Annotated in this window: 15 protein-coding genes; 8 read left to right on the plus strand and 7 right to left on the minus strand. The window is 69.1% G+C overall.

Translation table 11 applies throughout. The features are described from left to right. Positions 1-53 precede the first annotated feature (53 nt). Positions 54-1,901 carry a glycoside hydrolase family 76 protein gene (locus tag Ahu01nite_RS35205; RefSeq protein WP_203841046.1) on the minus strand — a complete coding sequence of 616 codons (1,848 nt, stop codon included), beginning with the start codon at positions 1,899-1,901 and terminating at the stop codon, positions 54-56. 127 nt (positions 1,902-2,028) lie between these two features. Between Ahu01nite_RS35205 and Ahu01nite_RS35210 the strand changes: the two genes are divergently transcribed. After that, positions 2,029-2,871 (plus strand): hypothetical protein, encoded by an 843-nt coding sequence (locus tag Ahu01nite_RS35210; protein ID WP_203841047.1) that lies wholly within the window; start codon positions 2,029-2,031, stop codon positions 2,869-2,871. 66 nt (positions 2,872-2,937) lie between these two features. On the opposite strand, the gene Ahu01nite_RS35215 is transcribed toward Ahu01nite_RS35210, so the two are convergent. Further along, positions 2,938-4,296, minus strand: a complete 1,359-nt coding sequence (locus Ahu01nite_RS35215) for a carbohydrate-binding protein (RefSeq protein ID WP_203841048.1) — start codon at positions 4,294-4,296, stop codon at positions 2,938-2,940. A 314-nt stretch (positions 4,297-4,610) separates the two neighbouring features. Here Ahu01nite_RS35215 and Ahu01nite_RS35220 point away from each other — a divergent pair, with 314 nt between their 5' ends. From Ahu01nite_RS35220 to Ahu01nite_RS35235, 4 genes are read left to right on the plus strand one after another with little or no spacing between them, the layout of a single operon-like run. Beyond that, complete coding sequence (locus Ahu01nite_RS35220; protein ID WP_203841049.1) at positions 4,611-5,450, plus strand: SCO2525 family SAM-dependent methyltransferase; 840 nt, start codon at positions 4,611-4,613, stop codon at positions 5,448-5,450. A gap of 33 nt (positions 5,451-5,483) precedes the next feature. After that, on the plus strand, positions 5,484-7,316 hold the full coding sequence (locus tag Ahu01nite_RS35225; RefSeq protein ID WP_203841050.1) for an SCO2524 family protein: 1,833 nt from the start codon (positions 5,484-5,486) through the stop codon (positions 7,314-7,316). A gap of 1 nt (position 7,317) precedes the next feature. Further along, positions 7,318-8,238, plus strand: a complete 921-nt coding sequence (locus tag Ahu01nite_RS35230) for an SCO2523 family variant P-loop protein (protein WP_203841051.1) — start codon at positions 7,318-7,320, stop codon at positions 8,236-8,238. Next, complete coding sequence (locus Ahu01nite_RS35235; protein ID WP_203841052.1) at positions 8,235-9,194, plus strand: SCO2522 family protein; 960 nt, start codon at positions 8,235-8,237, stop codon at positions 9,192-9,194. Before Ahu01nite_RS35230 ends, Ahu01nite_RS35235 begins: the two co-directional genes overlap by 4 nt. Positions 9,195-9,289: 95 nt before the next feature. Here Ahu01nite_RS35235 and Ahu01nite_RS35240 read toward each other — a convergent pair whose 3' ends face one another. Beyond that, positions 9,290-10,231, minus strand: coding sequence for a DUF6879 family protein (locus tag Ahu01nite_RS35240; RefSeq protein ID WP_239159375.1), 942 nt, complete (start codon positions 10,229-10,231; stop codon positions 9,290-9,292). Between the two features lie 8 nt (positions 10,232-10,239). Beyond that, entirely contained in the window at positions 10,240-11,163 is a 924-nt protein-coding gene (locus tag Ahu01nite_RS35245; RefSeq protein WP_203841053.1) for an SCO2521 family protein, read from the minus strand. Between the two features lie 293 nt (positions 11,164-11,456). Between Ahu01nite_RS35245 and Ahu01nite_RS35250 the strand changes: the two genes are divergently transcribed. Continuing rightward, positions 11,457-12,419 carry an FAD-dependent oxidoreductase gene (locus Ahu01nite_RS35250; RefSeq protein WP_203841054.1) on the plus strand — a complete coding sequence of 321 codons (963 nt, stop codon included), beginning with the start codon at positions 11,457-11,459 and terminating at the stop codon, positions 12,417-12,419. Positions 12,420-13,067: 648 nt separating this feature from the next. Here Ahu01nite_RS35250 and Ahu01nite_RS35255 read toward each other — a convergent pair. From Ahu01nite_RS35255 to Ahu01nite_RS35265, 3 genes are all read right to left on the minus strand, one after another. Further along, positions 13,068-14,156 carry a winged helix DNA-binding domain-containing protein gene (locus tag Ahu01nite_RS35255; RefSeq protein ID WP_307794655.1) on the minus strand — a complete coding sequence of 363 codons (1,089 nt, stop codon included), beginning with the start codon at positions 14,154-14,156 and terminating at the stop codon, positions 13,068-13,070. Between the two features lie 50 nt (positions 14,157-14,206). Then, complete coding sequence (pgi, locus tag Ahu01nite_RS35260; protein ID WP_203841055.1) at positions 14,207-15,838, minus strand: glucose-6-phosphate isomerase; 1,632 nt, start codon at positions 15,836-15,838, stop codon at positions 14,207-14,209. Between the two features lie 130 nt (positions 15,839-15,968). Then, positions 15,969-16,334: a DoxX family protein gene (locus Ahu01nite_RS35265; protein WP_203841056.1), complete on the minus strand. Its 366-nt coding sequence runs from the start codon at positions 16,332-16,334 to the stop codon at positions 15,969-15,971. 83 nt (positions 16,335-16,417) lie between these two features. On the opposite strand from Ahu01nite_RS35265, the gene Ahu01nite_RS35270 reads away from it, so the two are divergent. Both Ahu01nite_RS35270 and Ahu01nite_RS35275 read left to right on the plus strand, forming a co-directional pair. Beyond that, the gene (locus Ahu01nite_RS35270) at positions 16,418-16,894 is read left to right on the plus strand and encodes a MarR family winged helix-turn-helix transcriptional regulator (RefSeq protein WP_239159376.1); all 477 of its coding nucleotides are present in this window, start codon (positions 16,418-16,420) and stop codon (positions 16,892-16,894) included. 69 nt (positions 16,895-16,963) lie between these two features. Beyond that, complete coding sequence (locus tag Ahu01nite_RS35275) at positions 16,964-19,066, plus strand: ArnT family glycosyltransferase (RefSeq protein ID WP_203841057.1); 2,103 nt, start codon at positions 16,964-16,966, stop codon at positions 19,064-19,066. Positions 19,067-19,107 lie beyond the last annotated feature (41 nt).

The following is a 19,107-nucleotide window of genomic DNA, read 5'->3' on the forward strand; positions in this document are numbered from 1 at the left end:
CGTCAAATATTTCACGAGCAAAGACTTTTTGGGAAGTGCGACCTGGGTCACCCTCAGCCGATCGCGGCGATCAGGGCACCCAGCCCGGACGCCTGGGTGCGCCAGTCCCGCGCGTTCGGGTACGCCGAGGACGTCTGCCCGCTCCACCGCTGCCCGATCCGGTTGAGGGAGTCACGGTCCGCATTCCAGATGCTGTCCGCCTGGGTACGCGCATAGGTCCGGTACCCGGCCTCCCCCGTGGCATCGGCGAGGTCACCCAGATAGCGCATGAAAATGCCCTTGAACTGCTTCCCGTTGTCGTCGCACGTCCGATCGGCGGCGTCGCACGACTCGGTCAGGATGCCGTTCTTCGTCAGCACGGGTGACGCGATCGCCGCATCCGCCAGCCTCCGCGACGCCGCGAGCGCATTCGCGTTTCCCGTCGCCCGCCAGACCTCGAGCGAGGCCCCGATCGCGAGCCCCTGGTTGTAGGAGTAGACGGTCTGCCCGTTGTTGGTGCACGCATTGGTGAGCCCGTCGTTCACGAGCCCGGCGGCATTGATCAGGCCGCTGGCGGCAAACCAGTTCCACCCGGTCACGGCCCGGTTCAGCCACGTCGTGTCGCCCGGCAACCGGTTGTGCAAGGACGCGGCCAGCCGCACGTACAGGCCGCTGGTGACGGCATTCTTATAGGTACGCTCGCGGTCCCACCACACGCCACCACCGCACGTCGACGTGTCCCAGAAACCGTTGACGTAATTGGCGATCGTCACCGCCTCGTCGCGGTATTTGGTGTTGCCCGTCAGGTCATAGGCCTTCACCCACGCGAGGCCCCACCACGCCGCATCGTCGATGGCGCGGCTGATGAAATGCCCCTCGATGGCGTCGCTGCTCCTCACCCCGGCGGGGAAAGCCACCTTGTTCACTTCGAAGGTCCGATCAACTACCCACCCATATTCCTGGGTACGCCCTGAGCGCGCCATCCAGTCCATCACAGTGGTCACGGCGACGGCGGAATTCCACCAGCTCGACGGCCACCACGCGGTATCCGGCTGATACGAGAACATCAACGCGTCAGCAGCCGCGGCGGCACGGTCGGCGGCGGGTCGCGCCCATTGCGTACAACTGCCATTGGAACCGGTGACCGCCCGGCCGCAGGCGCGCACGCTCCCCGCGTACATCAAGGCCTTGGTGTCTCTGGAGGTAAAGAGTGCGGTGCGCGCCGAGCTCGCGCCCGACGGGGTGCTCGTGCGCCCGAGCGACGAGCCTCCGGGCCAGCTCACGCCCTCGTCCCACGACCGGTCGAGCCAGATCTCGTCGCCCGGGGCCCCGCCGGAAATGGTTCCCCAGAGCATTCCGCGCTGATCGGCGTGCAAAGAAATGGTGCGCCCGCTGAGCGTGGCGGAAGGGACGGGCACAGTGTCACCGACATTCGCGGTCTCGCCGTCACAGACCACATCGCACGCCTTGAGATGCACCCATTCGGTGCACTGGATCCCGCTCGCGTCCCCGCACGCCCGGACCATGCCACGCTTGTGATGCGACGGATCGGCGAGGTTGTACATCAGCGTCCGCGTGCCGGTCCAGGTCGACGGAATACTCGCCTTTCCGAGCAGCCCGTCCCAACTGGAACCCCCGTCCCAGCTCCGATCGAGCCACACGGAATCCCCGGCACCCCCGTTGTCGATACTCCCCCACGCCATCGCGTCGGCATCGGAGAGATGCAGCGAGATCCGCCGCCCGTTCTGCGTCTTGTCGGGCACTGGGAACGTGTCCTGGCGAGCGGTCGAGGGATCCCGGGTGTCACAGGAGACCGAGCAGACGGTCGCGGCGGCGGCCACGGCGGCACTGACGGACGAGGGCGGGGCGACGGCCGGCACTGCCGTGGCCATCAGAGCGACAACAAGCAGGGTTCGCAGCATCTGTTCATATTGACGCTTATCAACGTCTATGAACAGCCTTGTTAACAGAATCAATGAGCCGCCCGCCCGATTGCGGCCGGGGCGCACCATCGGATGGAATCAACGTGACTCGGCTCAGGGGGCGCCCGTGAAGGTCCGTTTCAAGATTCTCGTCACCGCGATCGCGGGTGGCATCACCTATCTGCTCACCAGCGCCGCGGGCCAGGCGGCGATCTGGCAGCTGACGATGGCGGTCTTCGTCGCCGGCATCGTGCTCGTGGCCCTGATTCTCATCGATCTGAATCTGGCCGTCTCCGAGCTCTACACCGGGCCGGGGAAATCGCGCCTGCGGGCGGATGACATCGACCGGCTCGTCGCGGCGTCCGCGAGCATCGACTCCGCGGATGTCGTGCTGCGCCGCTTCGCGGATCACGAGCTCAGCCGGCTCGCCCAGACCCTCGACGGGTTGCGCGAGGGGTGGGCCGTCTACGAGGGCGAGGACCGGGACTGGCTGCTCAATCTCACCGAGTGCGCGTTCGAGACGATCGACGCCACCAGCATGACCTCGTTCGACGCTCCCGGCAACTTCGCCGACGCGGGCCTGTTCTGGGCAACCGACCTCGGGCGGCACTACCTCGCCCGGCAGCGGCAGGCGATCACCGAGCGCCACGTCGCGATCCGCCGGATCTTCCTGATCGACGACGCCTCCGACGCGGGCGAGGACTGGATCGACGACCTGGTGAAACCGCACAAGGAGATCGGGGTACGCACCCGGGTGCTGCGCTCCTCGCAACTGGACTCGCTGACCCGCACAGACCTCTACGACTTCATCGTCTTCGACGGCCGGCTCAGCTACGAGCTGCGCGCCGCGTCCGCCCCGGACCCCGACGTACCGCCGCTGATCACCAGCGTCACGCTCGTCGCGGACTGGCGGGTGGAGGATCGCAAGCGGCGCTTCGAGCAGATGTGGAACGACGCCGCCGACCGGTGAGGGGGACGGCCCGCTGCCGCCCTGGGGACGGGGCGACAGCGGGCCGTGGCAGGTGCGAGCGTTTTTTCAGCGGCCCTGGAGGGCTTTCACGTTGTCGCCGAAGGTCCAGCCGCGGGAGCCGTCCCAGTTGGCCGACCACGTCATCAGGCCCTTGAGGCTGCCGTTGAAGCTGTTCCACGACTGGGAGACCAGCGCCGGTGTCATGTAGCCGCCGCCCGCGCCGGACTGGGCGGGCAGGCCGGGGACCTGCTTGTCGTACGGAACGCGGATCGTCGTGCCCTGGATGGTCAGGCCCGCGTTGAGGCACTGGGTCTGCGCGACGAAGCCCTGGACGGTGCCGGCGGAGTAGCTGTCGCCGCTGCAGCCGTACATTGATCCGTTGTAGTACTGCATGTTGAGCCACCATAGGCGGCCGTTGTCGGCGTATTTCTTGATGATCGGCAGGTACGAGCCCCAGATCGAGCCGTAGGTGACGCTGCCGCCGGTGACGTACGCGGTCTCCGGGGCCATCGTCAGGCCGAAGTTCGACGGCATCTGGGCGAGTACGCCGTCGATGATCCGGATCAGGTTGGCCTGCGAGGCCGAGAGGGTGGTGATGGTGCCGCTGCCCGTGAGGCCGGTCTCGATGTCGATGTCGATGCCGTCGAAGTTGTACTGCTTGAGGATCGGCACGATCGTCGCGATGAACCGGTCGGCCACCACGGCGGAGCTGAGGTCGATGCCGGCCGCCGCGCCGCCGATGGACATCAGCAGGGTCGCGCCGTTCGCCTTGGCCTGGCACATCTGCGCCGGGGTGGACACCTGCACACCCGCGTCCATGCCGTTCTCCCACAGCACCGTGCCGTCGGAGCGGATCACCGGGAAGGCCGCGTTGAGCACGTTGTAGCCGTGCTGCGCGAGGCGGCTGTCGGTGATCGGGACCCAGCCGAGTCCGGGGTGGACGCCGTTGCTCGCGCCGTCCCAGTTCTCCCAGTATCCGGCGAGGACCTTACCGGTCGGCCTTGACTTGACGGCGCAGGTACTACCACCGGGCGGCGTCGTGGTCGGCGGCGTAGTAGTGGGAGGCGTCGTCGTGGGAGGCGTGGTGGTCGGGGGCGTGGTCGTCGGGGGCGGCGTGGTGGGGGTGCCGGTGCAGGCGCCTAGGTCACTCCACAGTGAGGGCGTCGCGGCCGGGTTCCAGCCCGCACCGACGTACGCCGTATGTGTGACAAGTGCCAGATAGAGCCGCCCGGAGTAGGTGACCTGCGTGCCTACTGTGTAGGTGTTGCCCTCTGCCCACGCCGGAGCAGAGCAGGTTACAGCCGCCGCGCGAAGAGGAACACCCACAGTGGTGGCTGCCATGCCGTCGGGAGCCAGGGCCACTACGGCCGCCAGCGCCAGCGAGATGCCGGTGGCCAGCACGGATACGGTACGACGTTTGCCCATGGCGACTCCCGATACATCGATGACCAGGCAGGTCCTCCATATCTTGACGTTTGTGAACATCTTTATCAAGGGTTGTTAACAGATTCAGCGCGGGCAATACCCGACCCCCGCGAGTTGACTCATGACAACCCCCTGTACTGTGCGTTTCCTGAACGCCATAGCGCTCGTTACCGCAATCGGGTCCACGCGCCGGCCGCCAACGCGACAATAAAACCTAAAAGCCACACCTGGGCCGGCCCGCCAGCCGGTGACGTCATGTGAAATTTCGTGCCTAACGGCCGCCACGCGGGAGACCTACGCTCAACAAGAGCGGCGTGAACGGGACTCCAGCGTTGACCGCCCAGATCGCCGGAGGAAGAACCGTGGTCAACCCTGCCGGAGCAGCACAGGCGGAGAGCGCGGCAGGCCCGCGGCTCAACGAGGATGTCGACTGGGATCTTTTCGACTCAGCGGCGTACTTCGCGCACAACTACAGCACCCTACGCCCGGACGACGGCGAGATCATCCGGATCGTCGCGGACTTCTTCCAGCAGCAGAAGCAGCAGTGGCCGGACACGTGGCGACCCAAAGCGATCGATGTCGGGGCCGGCGCCAACCTCTACCCCGCGCTGACCATGCTGCCGTTCACGGGCGAGATCACGTTGTACGAGCGGGCGTCGTCCAACCGGGCCTGGCTGACCACGCAGATGGAGCAGCCGGACGGGCCGAGTCCGACGTGGAAGCAGTTCTGGGCGGAGATGATCCGGGGCCGCAGCGCATACCAGACCATCAACGACCCGTTGAACCTGCTGACGCGCCGCGCCCGCGTGGTCAAGGGAAGCGTCTACGGACTCCAGCCGGACCAGTACGACATCGGGACGATGTTCTTCGTCGCCGAGTCGATCACCACGCGCGACGACGAGTTCGAGCGCGCGACCCGCATGTTCGTCAACTCGCTGCGGCCGCACGCGCCGTTCGCCGCGGCGTTCATGAAAAATTCCTCGGGTTACCGCGTCGGGGGAAACACTTTCCCGGCGTGCTCGGTCGACGAGAATGACATCCTCCGGGCGCTCTCAGGGGTTGCGCGGGATGTCACAATCAATCCGGTCGAGAGCAACGATCTGCGCGACGGTTACGGCGGCATGATCGTTGTTACGGGACGCAAGAAGATGTAGCGGACCGATGGACGGGTAGGTGACGGCACTCCGATGCAGATCCAGCCACGGCAACAGCTTCTCGACATCTGGCGCGCCACGGCGCGACTGTCCTATGCCGACGATCGGTGGCGGTTCGGTGGCCGCGACGGCGCCAATTCCATCAGCGACGCCGAGCAACTGCTCTGCATCCTGGCGCCCGCCACGGAGATCCCTCTGTTCCGGCTCGACAATCCCGACGTGGCCAACCGCGACGTGCTGGACGCGCTCGACGCCCTCGGCGACGACATCCAGGTGCCCCAGCGCATCATCAAGGCGCTCACGATCTATCTGGAGCGTTACACCTCCGCCGACGGGACACCGGTCTTCTCCGGCGGCAGCTACTTCCGGTCCGAGGACCTCGACGACACGATCACGCCGGAGCAGCGTGGCCTGGACGTCGTAGACTCCTTCTCGGTGAGTATCACCCTCACGCTGGCCATCGTGGGTTTCACCCGGGTCTTCCGCCAGGTCGTCACGCGACCGGCGTTGCAGGCCGAGGTCGACATCCTCGAGGCGATGGCCAGCAAGCGGCTGACCGCGGCGATGGTCGGCCTGCTGCGCAGCTTCGCGGTCAACGTCTTCTCGGCCGACGACGCGTTCGGCCGGGAGCTCGTCCGCATGGTCAACCAGGAGCGGCGGCCGTCGCGGGTCGTCGTCGAGGAGCTGCGCGCGGCGCTGCGGGAGATCAACGCCCGGCTCCGGGACGACGTCACCATCGGGTCCGGTGCCGCCGAGAGCAGCGACCTCGACCTGCCCAACCGGCTCTTCGAGTGCGGCTGGTCCTGGGGCATCGTCCGGGAGGCCCCGCAGATCGAGACCTCCGACGTGGGGGTCCAGCGCGACGGCGTCGCGCAGAACGCCCCCTATCTCTACTTCACCACGGTGGCCCTGGAGGCGATCCAGGCGCTCAGCTCGGAGCGCACCCGGCTGCTGGGCCTGCTCGACGAGGCCCAGCTGAAACTGGCCCAGGCGTTGCAGCTGCGTTTCGAGCTGACCCGGTCCTACTGGGCGGCGGTGGCGACGTTCGGCTCCGGCCGGTGGCCGCTGGAGGACCTGCCGTGGCGCACCACCGACGGCATCGAGTTCGACTACTTCACGCTGCTGGTCGGCGGGATGGTCATGCAGAACATGATCGCCACCCGCGCGCCCAACGCCGACATGGCCCGGATGGCCAACGTCCTGGAGGAGCTCGCCAACCGCAGCCGGATCACCCGGCGCTCCTCCGAGCAGGAGACGGCCCTCGACGTGCACCATCCCGGTCTCAACTTCCCGCTGGAGGGCAGCGAGAGCCCGGGCGGCCCCCGGCTCTCGTGGACGGTCGCCGACCTGTCACCGCTGCTGCTCAAACGGACGCTCAGCCTGGCCGGTCTGCTGTCCGACGGCACCGAGCGTGGCCGGTTGCTGGGGCTGTCCGACGAGATGTGGAAACACCTCAGGGAGCGGGTGCTGCCCGACGGTCTCTGGGACCAGCCGGCCGGCGCGTACCCGCAGCTGGACGTGAAGTTCACCGACGCATCGTGGTATTTCACGAAGCGGGTCGTCGACTGCCTGGTCACCGCGTCACGGGTCATCAACGAGTCGCCGCTGCGCAGCGAGCTGCTCGCCGACATCGCCGCCGACCTGCTCAACGAGGCCGAGCACCTCTACGACCGCGAGCTGCTGAACAACTCCACCTACAGCGGGCAGTCGCTGGGCGAGCAGCTCAAACAGATCGGCGTCGACCTGGAGCGGGCCCGGACCCAGCGCCGGGACCGGCCGGGTGTCGCGGTCGCGGTGACCGAGGAGGTGCTCCGCAAGCTCGACCGGCTGTCCGCGGCCCGGCGTGCCACCGCGGGGACGATCTGACGTGCTCATCTTCTCGACCTCCGACAAGGGCGGCACCGGGCGCTCGGTGACCAGCAGCAACCTGGCGTACCGCACGGCGCTGGACGGCACGGACTGCTGCTACCTCGACTTCGACTTCGGCAGCCCCACGTCCGGCGCGATCTTCGACCTGCCGGACGCTCCCTCCGGGGTCACCGGCGGCGACGGGCTTCACAACTACTTTCTCGGGCACACCGACCTGCCCCGGCGCATCGACATCTGGGCGGAGTCCGAGCGCGACGTGCTGCGCAGCCGCCCGGCCGGCGCGGGTCGGCTGACGCTGCTGCCCGGTGACCGTGGCGGCGGCGAGTTCCAGGCCACCCCCGACATGGTCGAGCGCTGTGTGGAGCTGTTCCTCAAGCTCGCCGAGGAGTTCGGTCTCACCATCGTGGATCTCAGCGCGGGCCGCTCGTACGCCACGGACATCGTCCTGGCCGCGACGGCCCGTCCGGAGCTCGCGGGGATCAGCGCCCGGTGGCTGGTGTTCCACCGGTGGACCCGCCAGCACATCATCGCCGCCGCCGGCCTGGTCCGCGGCGCGCAGGGGCTGCTCGACGCCGGCACCAGCCGGGGCCATGACCGGCAGGCCCTGCTGAATTCCATCCGGTTCATCCGCACCGCCGTGCTCAACCCGGCGGCGCAGGGTCAGGCGGGTCTGCGCCCCGAGCAGCTGGCCTGGCTCGACCGCATCGACCGGCGGCTGCACGAGCTCGCCGGCAGCACCGGGGTCGGGCGTTCGTGGATGCTGGGCGAGATCCCGCTGGACCCGGTGCTGCAGTGGCAGGAGCAGCTGCTGTCCAACGAGGACGTCCTGCTGCACGGCACCGCCAACCAGGAGACGGTCACGGCGTTCGAGCAGCTGGCGAAGAAGATCTTCGACGACGACGCCTGGGTCGGGTTGTGACGCTGCCCGACGGCGTCTTCACCGAGGAGTCGGCCACCCCGGTCGTGCGCTCGGTGGCGCTGTCCCATCTGTCGATCGAGCTCGGCCACCTCTACATGGACGACTTCGAGGCCGGGCCCGCGCATCTGCTCGACCAGTTCCGCCGGGTCGCCCCGTGGGCCACGGCCGCCCGGGACATCGCCGCCGCCGAGCTGCCTACCGGCAGCACCCCCCGGGTGAGCACCTGCTTCCTGATCGACGACTACTTCACCCGGTTCAGTACGCCCGACAAGGTCGTCGCCATGCTGAGCGCCACGGCGGCCGAGGCCGGTCTGGAGATCGACTACATCGCGCGGGAGTCGGGGTGCGCGCTCGCGGACGGTGTCGAGCTGGCGAGGGTCGTGGAGAACCACCTGGTCAGCGAGCCGCCTGAGGGCGCCGACGGCTCGCGGCCCCCGGTGTCGGTGACGGGCTGGCTGACCAACGGGCAGCGCTCCCCCGGGCAGTCCGGCTCCGCGATGGCGGCACCCCGGCAGTGGCAGCCGCCGCGGCAGAGCGCCGTGCAGAACCACTCGATCTTCCTCGACATCGAGCTGTGGAACGAGAAGGCCGGCACCCGCCTGTGGTCGTGCCCGTTCCTGGCCGCGGTCTGGCAGCTGCAGCGCCTCGGCCTGATCCGGCACCTCGGGGAGCCCGTGGCGCAGCCGGAGCCGATGCCGCTCGACGAGTTGCCGGCCGACTGGGACCAGCTGCCACCGGTGATCCAGCTGAACCCGGGTGCGGCACCGTTCCGGGCCTACCGCACGTTCTCGGTGCTGGGCGCGCGGTTCCTGCCGATCGAGGTGGCGGTCCGCACGATCCTCGGTCAGGTCGCGGTCACCGCGGCGGTGGACGAGCAGATCAGGGGCCGGGCGAAGGGCGAGCGGATCATCCTGCCGGACGAGTTCGTCGACCGCATCCGGTACGCCTTCATGTAACGTCCGGCCGTCCGGCCGGCCGGACGCTCACGCTCAGGTGACGGCAGGGGCCGGATGCTCACGCTCAGGTGACGGCAGGGGCCGGATGCTCACGCTCAGGTGACGGCTTTCGGGTCGAACGCGACTTCCCACAGGTCGCTGAAAAGCTGCACGCACTGCTTGACGCGGTCCGTGGTGAGGACGAGCCGGGTCTCGGAGATCTGCGCGAGCTGCGGGTCGGCGGTGAGCGTCGGGGTCGTCTCGTAGGCCAGGGTGTCGTCGAAGACGATCAGGTCCCGGACCTGCACCCGCTGGTGCGGCGGCACCTCGGGGCGGGCGAGCAGCCGGGCGCGGATCCCCATCCTGGCCTGTTCGGCGCAGACCCGCAGCAGATCCGGGTCGTCGGCACCCGCGGCGGTGTCGAGCACGAAGATCCGCCGCACCCGGCGCCCCGACGCCGCGGCCCGGCGCTGGGCGTCGAGGTAGCGCTGGCCGATCTCGCTCTGCCAGAGGCTGTGGTCGACGGCGGCCATGCTGATCGCGTCGATGCCGGTGGTGGCGTTGCGGGTCAGGCCCAGAAGCCATTCCCGGTCCTCGCCGTAGTAGGTGATCGTGCCGCCCTCGGAGATCTGTTTCAGCAGCCCGGACGTCTCCTGGATCTTGGCGCGCACGAAGTGCTGCACGATCTGCGGGGAGTCCGGTGAGATCCGGGCCGAGTTGTCGACGAGTTCGGTCACCAGGGTGGCGCCCAGGGCCGAGGTGTCGATCATCCTGTACAGCTCGGTGGCCCGGCTGATCTGCGGGAACGTGTCGTCGATGAGGTGGCGCATCTCCGCGATGCTGTCGCCCTCGATCTTCTCCAGCGCGGCGAGCCGTTTCTCGAAGTCGGCGAGGAAGCGGGTCAGCAGGGCGATCCCGCCGATGAGCACGGACAGCGTGATGCTGGTGGCCTGCGGCTGGTCGAGGGCGTTGGTGATGAGGAACGTCAGCCCGCCGGTGGCGACGGTGAGCAGAATCTTGCGGGTGACGCCGGAGCTCTCCCCGGTCCCCCTGGCCATCGACGCCATCACCGGGGTCCGGCTGCGGCCAGCGCGGCCACCGCACCGGCGGACAGCTGGTCACGAATGCGGCTCTCCAGGGTCCGCCACTGCCGGGTGAAGCCGGGACGGCTCTCCAGCACCGCCCACACCCGCGCGGACAGGTCACCGCCGCGTGCGTCCGGCATCCACAGGTGCAACAGGTAGTCGATCACCGGGTCGAGCCTGCGCAGTGCCTCGTCGCGGGCCAGCACGCCGGGCGCGGCTTTGCGTACGGCCTCGATCAGGGTGGTGAGCAGCCAGTCGTGCAGGGCGATGTCCTCACACAGCGCGGCGACCTCGGCGGGCGGGCAGCCGGCGTCCACCGTCAGCCTGATCGCCCGGAAATCACCCTTGCCGAGCCCGAACCGGACCAGTGGGGCGTCGCCGCCGGTGTCCGCGAGCCAGCGCAGCCTGGTCCGGGCGCTGCGCAGCCGCGGGGTGCCCGCGCGGGCGCTGACCCGCTGCACGCGGTCCAGGGCGCGGGCCGCCACCGCCCCGATGTCGAGGCCTTCCCGTCCGGCAGCGAGCGTGCCGGCGAGCTCCGGGCCGCGTACCCTGCCGATCGTCTCGACAACCCCGGGCCGGCTCAGGTAGTGCGACCAGGCCCGGCGGGCGGTCCCACCCGAGGGCACAATCTGCGTGTACGCGGACCCCTGCACGATATGCCCGCCGGTGACCGCCGAGCGTTGCAGCAGCGTGCCCACCCCGCGCACCTGTCTGGCCGCGCCCGGCGGGACCAGTGCACAGTCGACACCCACGGGTACGGCGGGGGAACGCACGTAGGAGATGGGCCGCTCGGACACCAGCACGGGTTCCCCCGCCACCAGGTCGACGAAGCGGCCGGCCTCGTCCTGGGTCGCCGGATCCCGCCCGCGCAGCAGTCCGGTGTGCACCTCACCAACGATGAGCATCGGTCCCCCATGGTCGCGACGGCTCACCGGGGAGACGCCGGACGAGGCTGCAGGGTCAGCGGTGACCGGTGACTCCCCCAGCGGCGCGACCCGTGCCGCGCATGCCGCCAGCCGTTCGATTGGACCGCATCCGATCCAGGAATGCAACGGGGCGTATTCACGCGTACGCATTCCGTAGATCTCGCTAGCATCAAGGCGCACACCGGGACAAGCGATGTGTGCCGTTGTCCGCAATCGCCGTACATTTACGTGCGTCTCCCTGTCAGCACTCCGGACCCGGTTAGCGTCGATAGATGACCGCTGCCCGACCCGATCTTCTGATTATCGGCGCCGGAGTATCAGGCATGACCACCGCGGTGCGACTGGCCGAGGACGCGAGCCACCCACGCGTACGCGTGGTGGCCGAACATCGGCCCGAACGCAGCACCTCGGCGTCGGCCGGCGCCATCTGGGATCCTATCTACGCCAGCCATCCCGACGTTCCTCTCTGGAGTATGTACACGTACGCCGTGCTGCGTGACCTGGAAACCGCCGGGCGCCCCGAGGTCCGCCTCGTCGACGGCGTGGAGGCGTCACGCCGGGAGATCCGCACCCCCGCATGGGCAACGAACCTGCCGGGTTTCCGGGAATGCACTCGCGCGGAACTCCCCGCCGGTTTCCTCAGCGGATGGCGTTATCGGGCACCCATTGTCGACATGCCGGCGTACCTGAAATATCTTGAAAATCGCTTCCTGGCCGCCGGCGGAATGATCGAGGCCGGCCGTTTCGAATCACTCGACCAGGCCCTGGACCGCGCCCCGATCGTCATCAACTGCAGCGGCATCGGCGCCCGCGAACTCGTCCCCGATCCCACGGTCGAGCCGATCCGCGGTCAGCTGGTCGCAGTCCGGAATCCGGGCGTCACCGAGTTCTTCGCCGAGCACACCGACGAACTCGACGAGATGACCTATCTGCTTCCACAGGGTGACGTGCTGCTGCTGGGCGGGAATGCCGACAAGGGCCGCGACGACCCCGTTCCGGATCTGGCGGTCGCGCGGGGGATCATCGAACGCTGCGTGTCGGTGCTGCCGGAGATCGCCGGCGCGGAGATCCTTGGGCATCGGGTCGGCATCCGGCCCCAGCGTGACCAGATCCGGGTCGAGCGGGTTGATGGCGGCGGCGGGCGGGTGCTGGTGCACAACTACGGCCACAGCGGCGCGGGGGTCAGCTTGTCCTGGGGTTGCGCCGAGGCTGTTGCGGCCCTGGCCCTCGGGTAACGGCGCTCGGTCGGGATCGCTGGGCCGCCCACGCCTCAGAGCGCTCGGATCGGGCCGCTCGGGAACGGCCGCCCGGAACCGCCGCCCGGAACCGCCGCTCGGGAACGGCCGCTCGGAACCGCCGCTCGGGAACGGCCGCTCGGAACCGCCGCGTTGGTCTGGCCCGCTCGGGTCGGGGCGCCCGGCCACACTTGATCGAAATGCCTGACCTGAGCGTCTGCTCGGCTCGGCTCGGCGCGGCAGGGCGCTGGGATCCGTCAGTCGGTCGGGTTGGCGGTGGAGGCACTCGCGCGGCAGGCAGGCGCGGGGTCGGAGCGGTTGGGGATGGTGGCGCCCGGTTGGGTTGGTCTGCCGGACGGGCGCAGTTGGGACGTTCGGGCGGGGGTGCCCCTGGCAGCCTTCTCGTGGAGACCTGAGTCAACGTGGCGTCAACTGCAGCTGCGGCCCCTGCAGATCGCTGCCGCAGCTGCGGTGCCGCTGCAGATCGCGGCCGCAGTGCAGATAGCGGCCGCCGTACCGTGCAGCGCAAATCCCGGACGCGGTACAGACAGCAGCCGCCGTGCGATGCGGATCGCGGGGGCGTCGATGGCGAAGGACGTCAGGGGCAGGGAGACGGGGCAGCGCGGCATGCTCGCGTGGGGTGTGGGGTTAGGTCCAGGTGATCTGCAGGGGCAGGCCGGTGAAGGTGGCGTAGGGGGTGAGGGCGGTTTCGGCGCGTTTGCGGGTGGCTGGTTTCAGGGGGACCAGCGGGATGATCTCGACGGCGGCGGCTTTTTTGGTGAGGGTGCGTTTCCAGGTGGCGGCGACTCGGCCGTTTTCGATGAGGGTGGATTGGAAGATGCCGTTGCCGCCGGGGACGACGGCTTCGAAGTGGGCGGGGTCGAGGAGCATGGTGCGGTCTTTGTAGCCGAGCATGTATTCGTCGAAGCCGGGGAGGGCTGCCCAGTCGTCGAGGGGGGCGGGGTCGGGCTCCAGGAGGGTGGGGTCGGCGTACATCGTGGTGGTTTCGACGGTGAGCGGGGTGAGGGCGGGGCCGGCGAGGGTGATGGCTTTTTTCGAGTCGGTGAGGGTGAGGCCGGTCCAGCGGGCGAGGTCGTGGACGGTGGCGGGGCCGTGGCTGCGGAAGTAACGGTGGGCGATCAGGGCGAGGGCTTCGTCGCGGGTGGGGCGGTGGGGGGACGGGACCCATTCGTCGAGCAGGACGAAGGTCTGGTCCTTGCCGCGGTGGGGGGCTATGCACGTGACGCCGCGCTGGGCTGCGTACCACAGGAGGTGGTAGCCGCGTTGGCCGGTGACCTCGATGCCGCCGTCGGTGAGGGTGGCCAGGCACTCGGCTCGCGTCAGTCTTTTTCCGCCCTGCAGGGCGGTGGCGAGGATGTCGACGGCCTGGTCGACGGTCTTCTCGGTGAGGCCGAGGGTCTCGCGGCGTTTGGCGGCGCCGGCGAGGGCGCGCACGCCCATCAGGTCGAGCATCCAGTGGGCGTCAGCGGGCGGGACGAGGTGCACGGTGCCGCGCATGGGCCAGGTGCGGATGGCTTCGCGGCGCTCGAGGGCGGCGTCGATGTCGGCGCGGGTGGAGCCGGGGAGGCGGACGCCGAGGGACCAGAGGCCGCTGGCCATGTCCTGGGCCTGCATCGCGCCGAACCACTCGACGATCCCGGCGACGCTGGTCAGCCGCTTCTCAGGGGTGAGCAGCAGGCTGCGCATGCGCACGGCGAGCGCCGTTTTCAGGTCCACGAAAAGCAGCTTAGGGCGGCCCTACGACAAAAATAGGACCGCCCGGAGGATCAACGGCCGCGTTGCGTGCGATAACGCCCGATCAGCGCGTCGGTCGAGGAGTCGCTGCTGCCCGTTGCGAAAGAATCGCCGGTGAGCAGGGGGGCGAGCTGGTTGGCCATGACCTTGCCGAGCTCGACGCCCCACTGGTCGAAGGAGTTGATCTCCCAGATGACGCCCTGGGTGAACGTGATGTGCTCGTAGAGGGCGATGAGCTGGCCGAGCACCGACGGTGTCAGCTTCTCGGAGAGGATCGTGGTGGTCGGGTGGTTGCCCGGCATGACCTTGTGCGCCACGATCGCGGCGGCGACGCCCTCGGCCTCGATCTGCTCCGCGGTGCGGCCGAACGCGAGCGCGCCGGTCTGGGCGAAGAAGTTCGACATGAAGAGATCGTGCATCTCGCCGGTGTCGTGGTTGGGCACGCTGAAGCCGATGAAGTCCGCCGGGATCAGCTTGGTGCCCTGGTGGATCAGCTGGTAGAACGCGTGCTGGCCGTTGGTGCCGGGCTCGCCCCAGAACACCTCGCCGGTCTGGAACTCGACCGCGGAGCCGTCCAGGCGCACGTGCTTGCCGTTGCTCTCCATGGTCAGCTGCTGCAGGTACGCGGCGAAGCGGTGCAGGTACTGCGAGTAGGGCAGCACGGCGTGCGACTGGGCGCCGAGGAACGTGTCGTACCAGACGTTGAGCAGGCCGAGCAGGGCCGGCACGTTCTGCTCGAGCGGCGTGTTGAGGAAGTGCTGGTCGACGACGTGGTAGCCGTCGAGCAGCTCGCCGAACTGCTCCTTGCCGATCGCGATCATGACCGAGAGGCCGACCGCGGACGGCAGCGAGTAACGCCCGCCGACCCAGTCCCAGAAGCCGAACATGTTGGCGGTGTCGATGCCGAAGCCGGACACCTTCTGCGCGTTGGTGCTGACCGCGACGAAGTGCTTGGCGACCGCGGAGTCGTCACCGCCGAGACCCGCGAGCAGCCAGTTGCGCGCCTCGGTGGCGTTGGTCAGCGTCTCCTGGGTGCCGAAGGTCTTGGAGACGATGACGAACAGCGTGCTCGCCGGGTCGAGGTCGTGGGTCTTCTCATACAGGTCCGTCGGGTCGATGTTCGACACGAAACGGCATTCGATGCCCTGCTGCGCGTACGCCTTGAGCGCCTCGTACGCCATGACCGGGCCGAGGTCGGAGCCGCCGATGCCGATGTTGACGACCGTCTTGATGCGCTCGCCGGTAGCGCCCAGCCACTCGCCCGAGCGGACCTTGTCGCTGAACGCGCCCATCCGGTCGAGGACCTCGTGCACGTCGGCGACGACGTCCTGGCCGTCGACGACCAGCGTGGCGTCGCGCGGCAGGCGCAGCGCGGTGTGCAGAACCGCCCGGTCCTCGGTCACGTTGATGTGCTCGCCGGCGAACATCGCCGCGGTGCGCTCACGCAGCTTCGCCCTGCCGGCGAGCGCGATCAGCGCGCTGAGCACCTCGTCGGTGACGAGGTTCTTGCTGTAGTCCACGTAGAGGTCGGCGACCTGGGCGGTGAGCCGCTCGCCGCGCCGTGGGTCGCTCTCGAACAGCTCGCGCAGGTGCACGCTCGAGAATTTCTCGGCGTGCCCCTGCACAGCCTGCCATTCGGCGCTGTCGGAAACGTGTTCGCTCATTGCCTTTTGACTCCCGCCTGAACCGAACTATCGGTGCCATCGTGGCACGGATCGACGCCCCCCGCCGTGCATCTCGGAGGGCGAGACCTGTCACAGAGAGCAGAACGGGCCGGCGGGCCGAACGGATCATTCAGAACGAGTACGGCCCGAAGCGCCCCCACGCGACGAATGCGGACAGCAGCAGGAGCACCACGTTGGGCGCGAGGGCCTGGAATTCCTTGCGCCGGGCATGCACCACGATCGCACCGATCATCATGAGCACCAGGCCGGTGGCGGCGAGCGGGACGAAGATCGGGGCGATATCGAGCACGGCGGGCAGGATGAGCCCGATCGCGGCGAGGATCTCCAGCCCGCCGATGACCTTGGGCGGGAAGTCGTCGACCCAGCCCATGCCGGCACCCTTGAGCGCTTCCTTGTCCCGGAGGACCTTCATGGAGCCGGCGGCGAGGAACGCGGCCGCCAGCAGCCCGGCGACGATCCAGAGGGCGATGTTCATGGGGGATGGCCTCTCGATGAGTTGAACGTTCCAGTGAACGTAGCGGTTCGCGGTTGAATGTTCAAGTCAGCTACGATCGGGCGGTGGCCGAGGACGTGAACTGGTTGGACAGCGAGCAGTTGCAGTCGTGGATGACCTTCATGGGGCTGCTGGTCGTGCTCCCCGGCGAGCTCGACAGCCGGATGCAACGCCAGGCGGGCATCACCAACTTCGAGTACACCGTCATGGCCGGCCTGTCCGAGGCACCCGGGCGCACCCTGCGGATCAGCGTGCTCGCCCAGTTCGCCCAGGGCTCGCTGTCCCGGCTGTCGCACCTGATCAAGCGGCTGGAGAAACAGGGCTGGGTCCGCCGCGAGCCCGACCCGCTGGACGGCCGCTACACCAACGCCATCCTCACCGACGCCGGCTTCGCGAAGGTCGTCGAGACCGCCCCCGGGCACGTCGGCGCCGTCCGTGAGCTGGTCATCGACGCCGTCACCCCGGCACAGCTGCGCAGCCTCGGCGAGATCAGCGGCCGCATCCTGCGCGGCATCCACCCCGACGGCGACTGCCCCCTGTGATCCACGCCTCATAGAGGCCACACAGAACGGACACAGAAGCTCGCCAGGCGCCGTCGCGAAGGTAAGCGCATGACGACGTTGATGGACCGTCCGGCCACCACACCCGAGGAAGCGGCGCCGAGGCACCGCCACCGCCGCGGGCCCGGATGGGAGAAGATCGCCCTCGGTGTCCTGCTGGCCGGCACCGCCGTGCTCTACCTCTGGAACCTCTCCGCCTCCGGATGGGGCAACAGCTTCTACGCCGCCGCCGCGCAGGCCGGCGCGCAGAGCTGGAAGGCCTGGCTGTTCGGCTCGCTCGACGCGGGCAACGCCATCACCGTCGACAAACCCCCCGCGGCGATGTGGGTGATGGGCCTGTCCGCGCGCATCTTCGGCGTCAACAGCTGGTCGATCCTCGCCCCGCAGGCCCTCATGGGCGTGGCGTCGGTCTACCTGGTCTACGCGAGCGTCAAGCGCTGGTTCGGACCGGTCGCCGGGCTGCTCGGGGGTGCGGCGCTCGCGCTGACCCCGGTCGCGGTGCTGATGTTCCGCTTCGACAACCCCGACGCGCTGCTGGTGCTGTTGATGACCGCCGGGGCGTACACCACGATCCGGGCCGTGGAAAAGGCCTCCTGGAAGTGGCTCGCCCTGACCGGTGTCCTGCTCGGCTTCGGCTTCCTCACCAAGATGATGCAGGCGTTCCTGGTCCTGCCGGCGTTCGCCCTGGTCTACCTCGTCGCCGCCCCGACCGGCATCGGCAAGCGCATCCGCGACCTGCTCATCTCCGGTCTCGCCCTGCTCGTCTCGGCGGGCTGGTTCGTCGCCCTGGTCTCGCTCTGGCCCGCGTCGTCGCGGCCCTTCATCGCCGGCTCCACCAACAACACGCTGTGGGAACTCGCCATCGGCTACAACGGCCTCGGCCGCATCCTCGGCGGCTCCGGCAACGGGGGCGGCGGCGGAGGTGGCGGCCAGAACACCAGCTTCGGCGGCGCCACCGGCATCGGCCGGCTCTTCGGCTCCTCGATGGGCCTCGAAATCTCCTGGCTGCTCCCCGCCGCCCTGATCGCCATGATCGCCGTCCTCGCGATGACCTGGCGCGCCCCCCGCACCGACCGGGCCCGCGCCGCGGCCATCCTGTGGGGCGGCTGGATCCTGGTCACCGGCATCACGTTCTCGTGGATGAGCGGCACGATCCACCCGTACTACACGGTCGCCCTCGCCCCCGGCATCGCCGCGATGGTCGCCGTCGGCGGTCGCGTCCTCTGGCTCTACCGCGCCGCCCTCGCCGCCCGCCTCACCCTCGCCGCGATGATCCTCGGCACGGCCGTCTGGGGCTGGGTCCTGCTCGGCCGCAGCGACTGGCTGCCGGCCCTGCGCTGGATCACCCTGGTCGCCGGCGTGATCGCCGCGGTCGCCCTGGTCATCAACTTCAGCCCCCTCAAGGCCCGCAAGCTCGCGGTCGTCGCGGTCCTGGCCGGCGTTCTGTCAGCCGGAGCGGGCAGCGCGGCCTGGGCGACGGCCACGGTCGGCGAGGCGCACACCGGCAGCATCCCCACCTCGGGACCGGCCTCGGCGAGCGGCGGCGGCATGGGCGGCTTCGGCGGCGGTGGGACCGGTGGTCCCGGTGGTCAGCGACCTTCCGCCAATTCTTCGGGTACGCAGTCAGGCGACGACGCCACCGAAGGCTCCACATCCGCTCCGTCCGGCTCCTCGTCGGGCTCCTCGTCGGATGATGCTGCGGCGGACGGCGGTGCGACGCAGGACGATGCTGCAGCCGGCGGCGCGACCGAGGACGGTGCCACTACCGGCGGCGGGCGGACGGGTGGTGGCGGCATGGGTGGTCAGAGCACCAACAGCGAGCTGACCGCCGCGCTGAAGGCAACCACCACCAAGTGGGCGGCGGCCGTCAGCGGAGCCACCTCGGCAGCCGACCTCGAACTGGCCAGCGGCACCTCGGTCATCGCCCTCGGCGGCTGGAACGGCAGCGACCCCTCCCCCACCCTCGCCCAGTTCAAGGCCTACGTCGCCGCCGGCCAGATCACCTACTTCATCTCCGGCGGCGGCATGGGTGGAGGCGGCGGCCAGGGCGGCACCGCCACCGAAACCTCCCAGATCGCCACCTGGGTCTCCGAGAACTACACGGCCACCACGGTCGGCGGCACCACGGTCTACAACCTGACCACCGCCAACTGATCCACCCCCTGTGGCCCCGCACCCCTCATCGGGTGCGGGGC

The organism is Winogradskya humida, from assembly GCF_016862215.1.
Lineage (GTDB): Bacteria > Actinomycetota > Actinomycetes > Mycobacteriales > Micromonosporaceae > Actinoplanes > Actinoplanes humidus.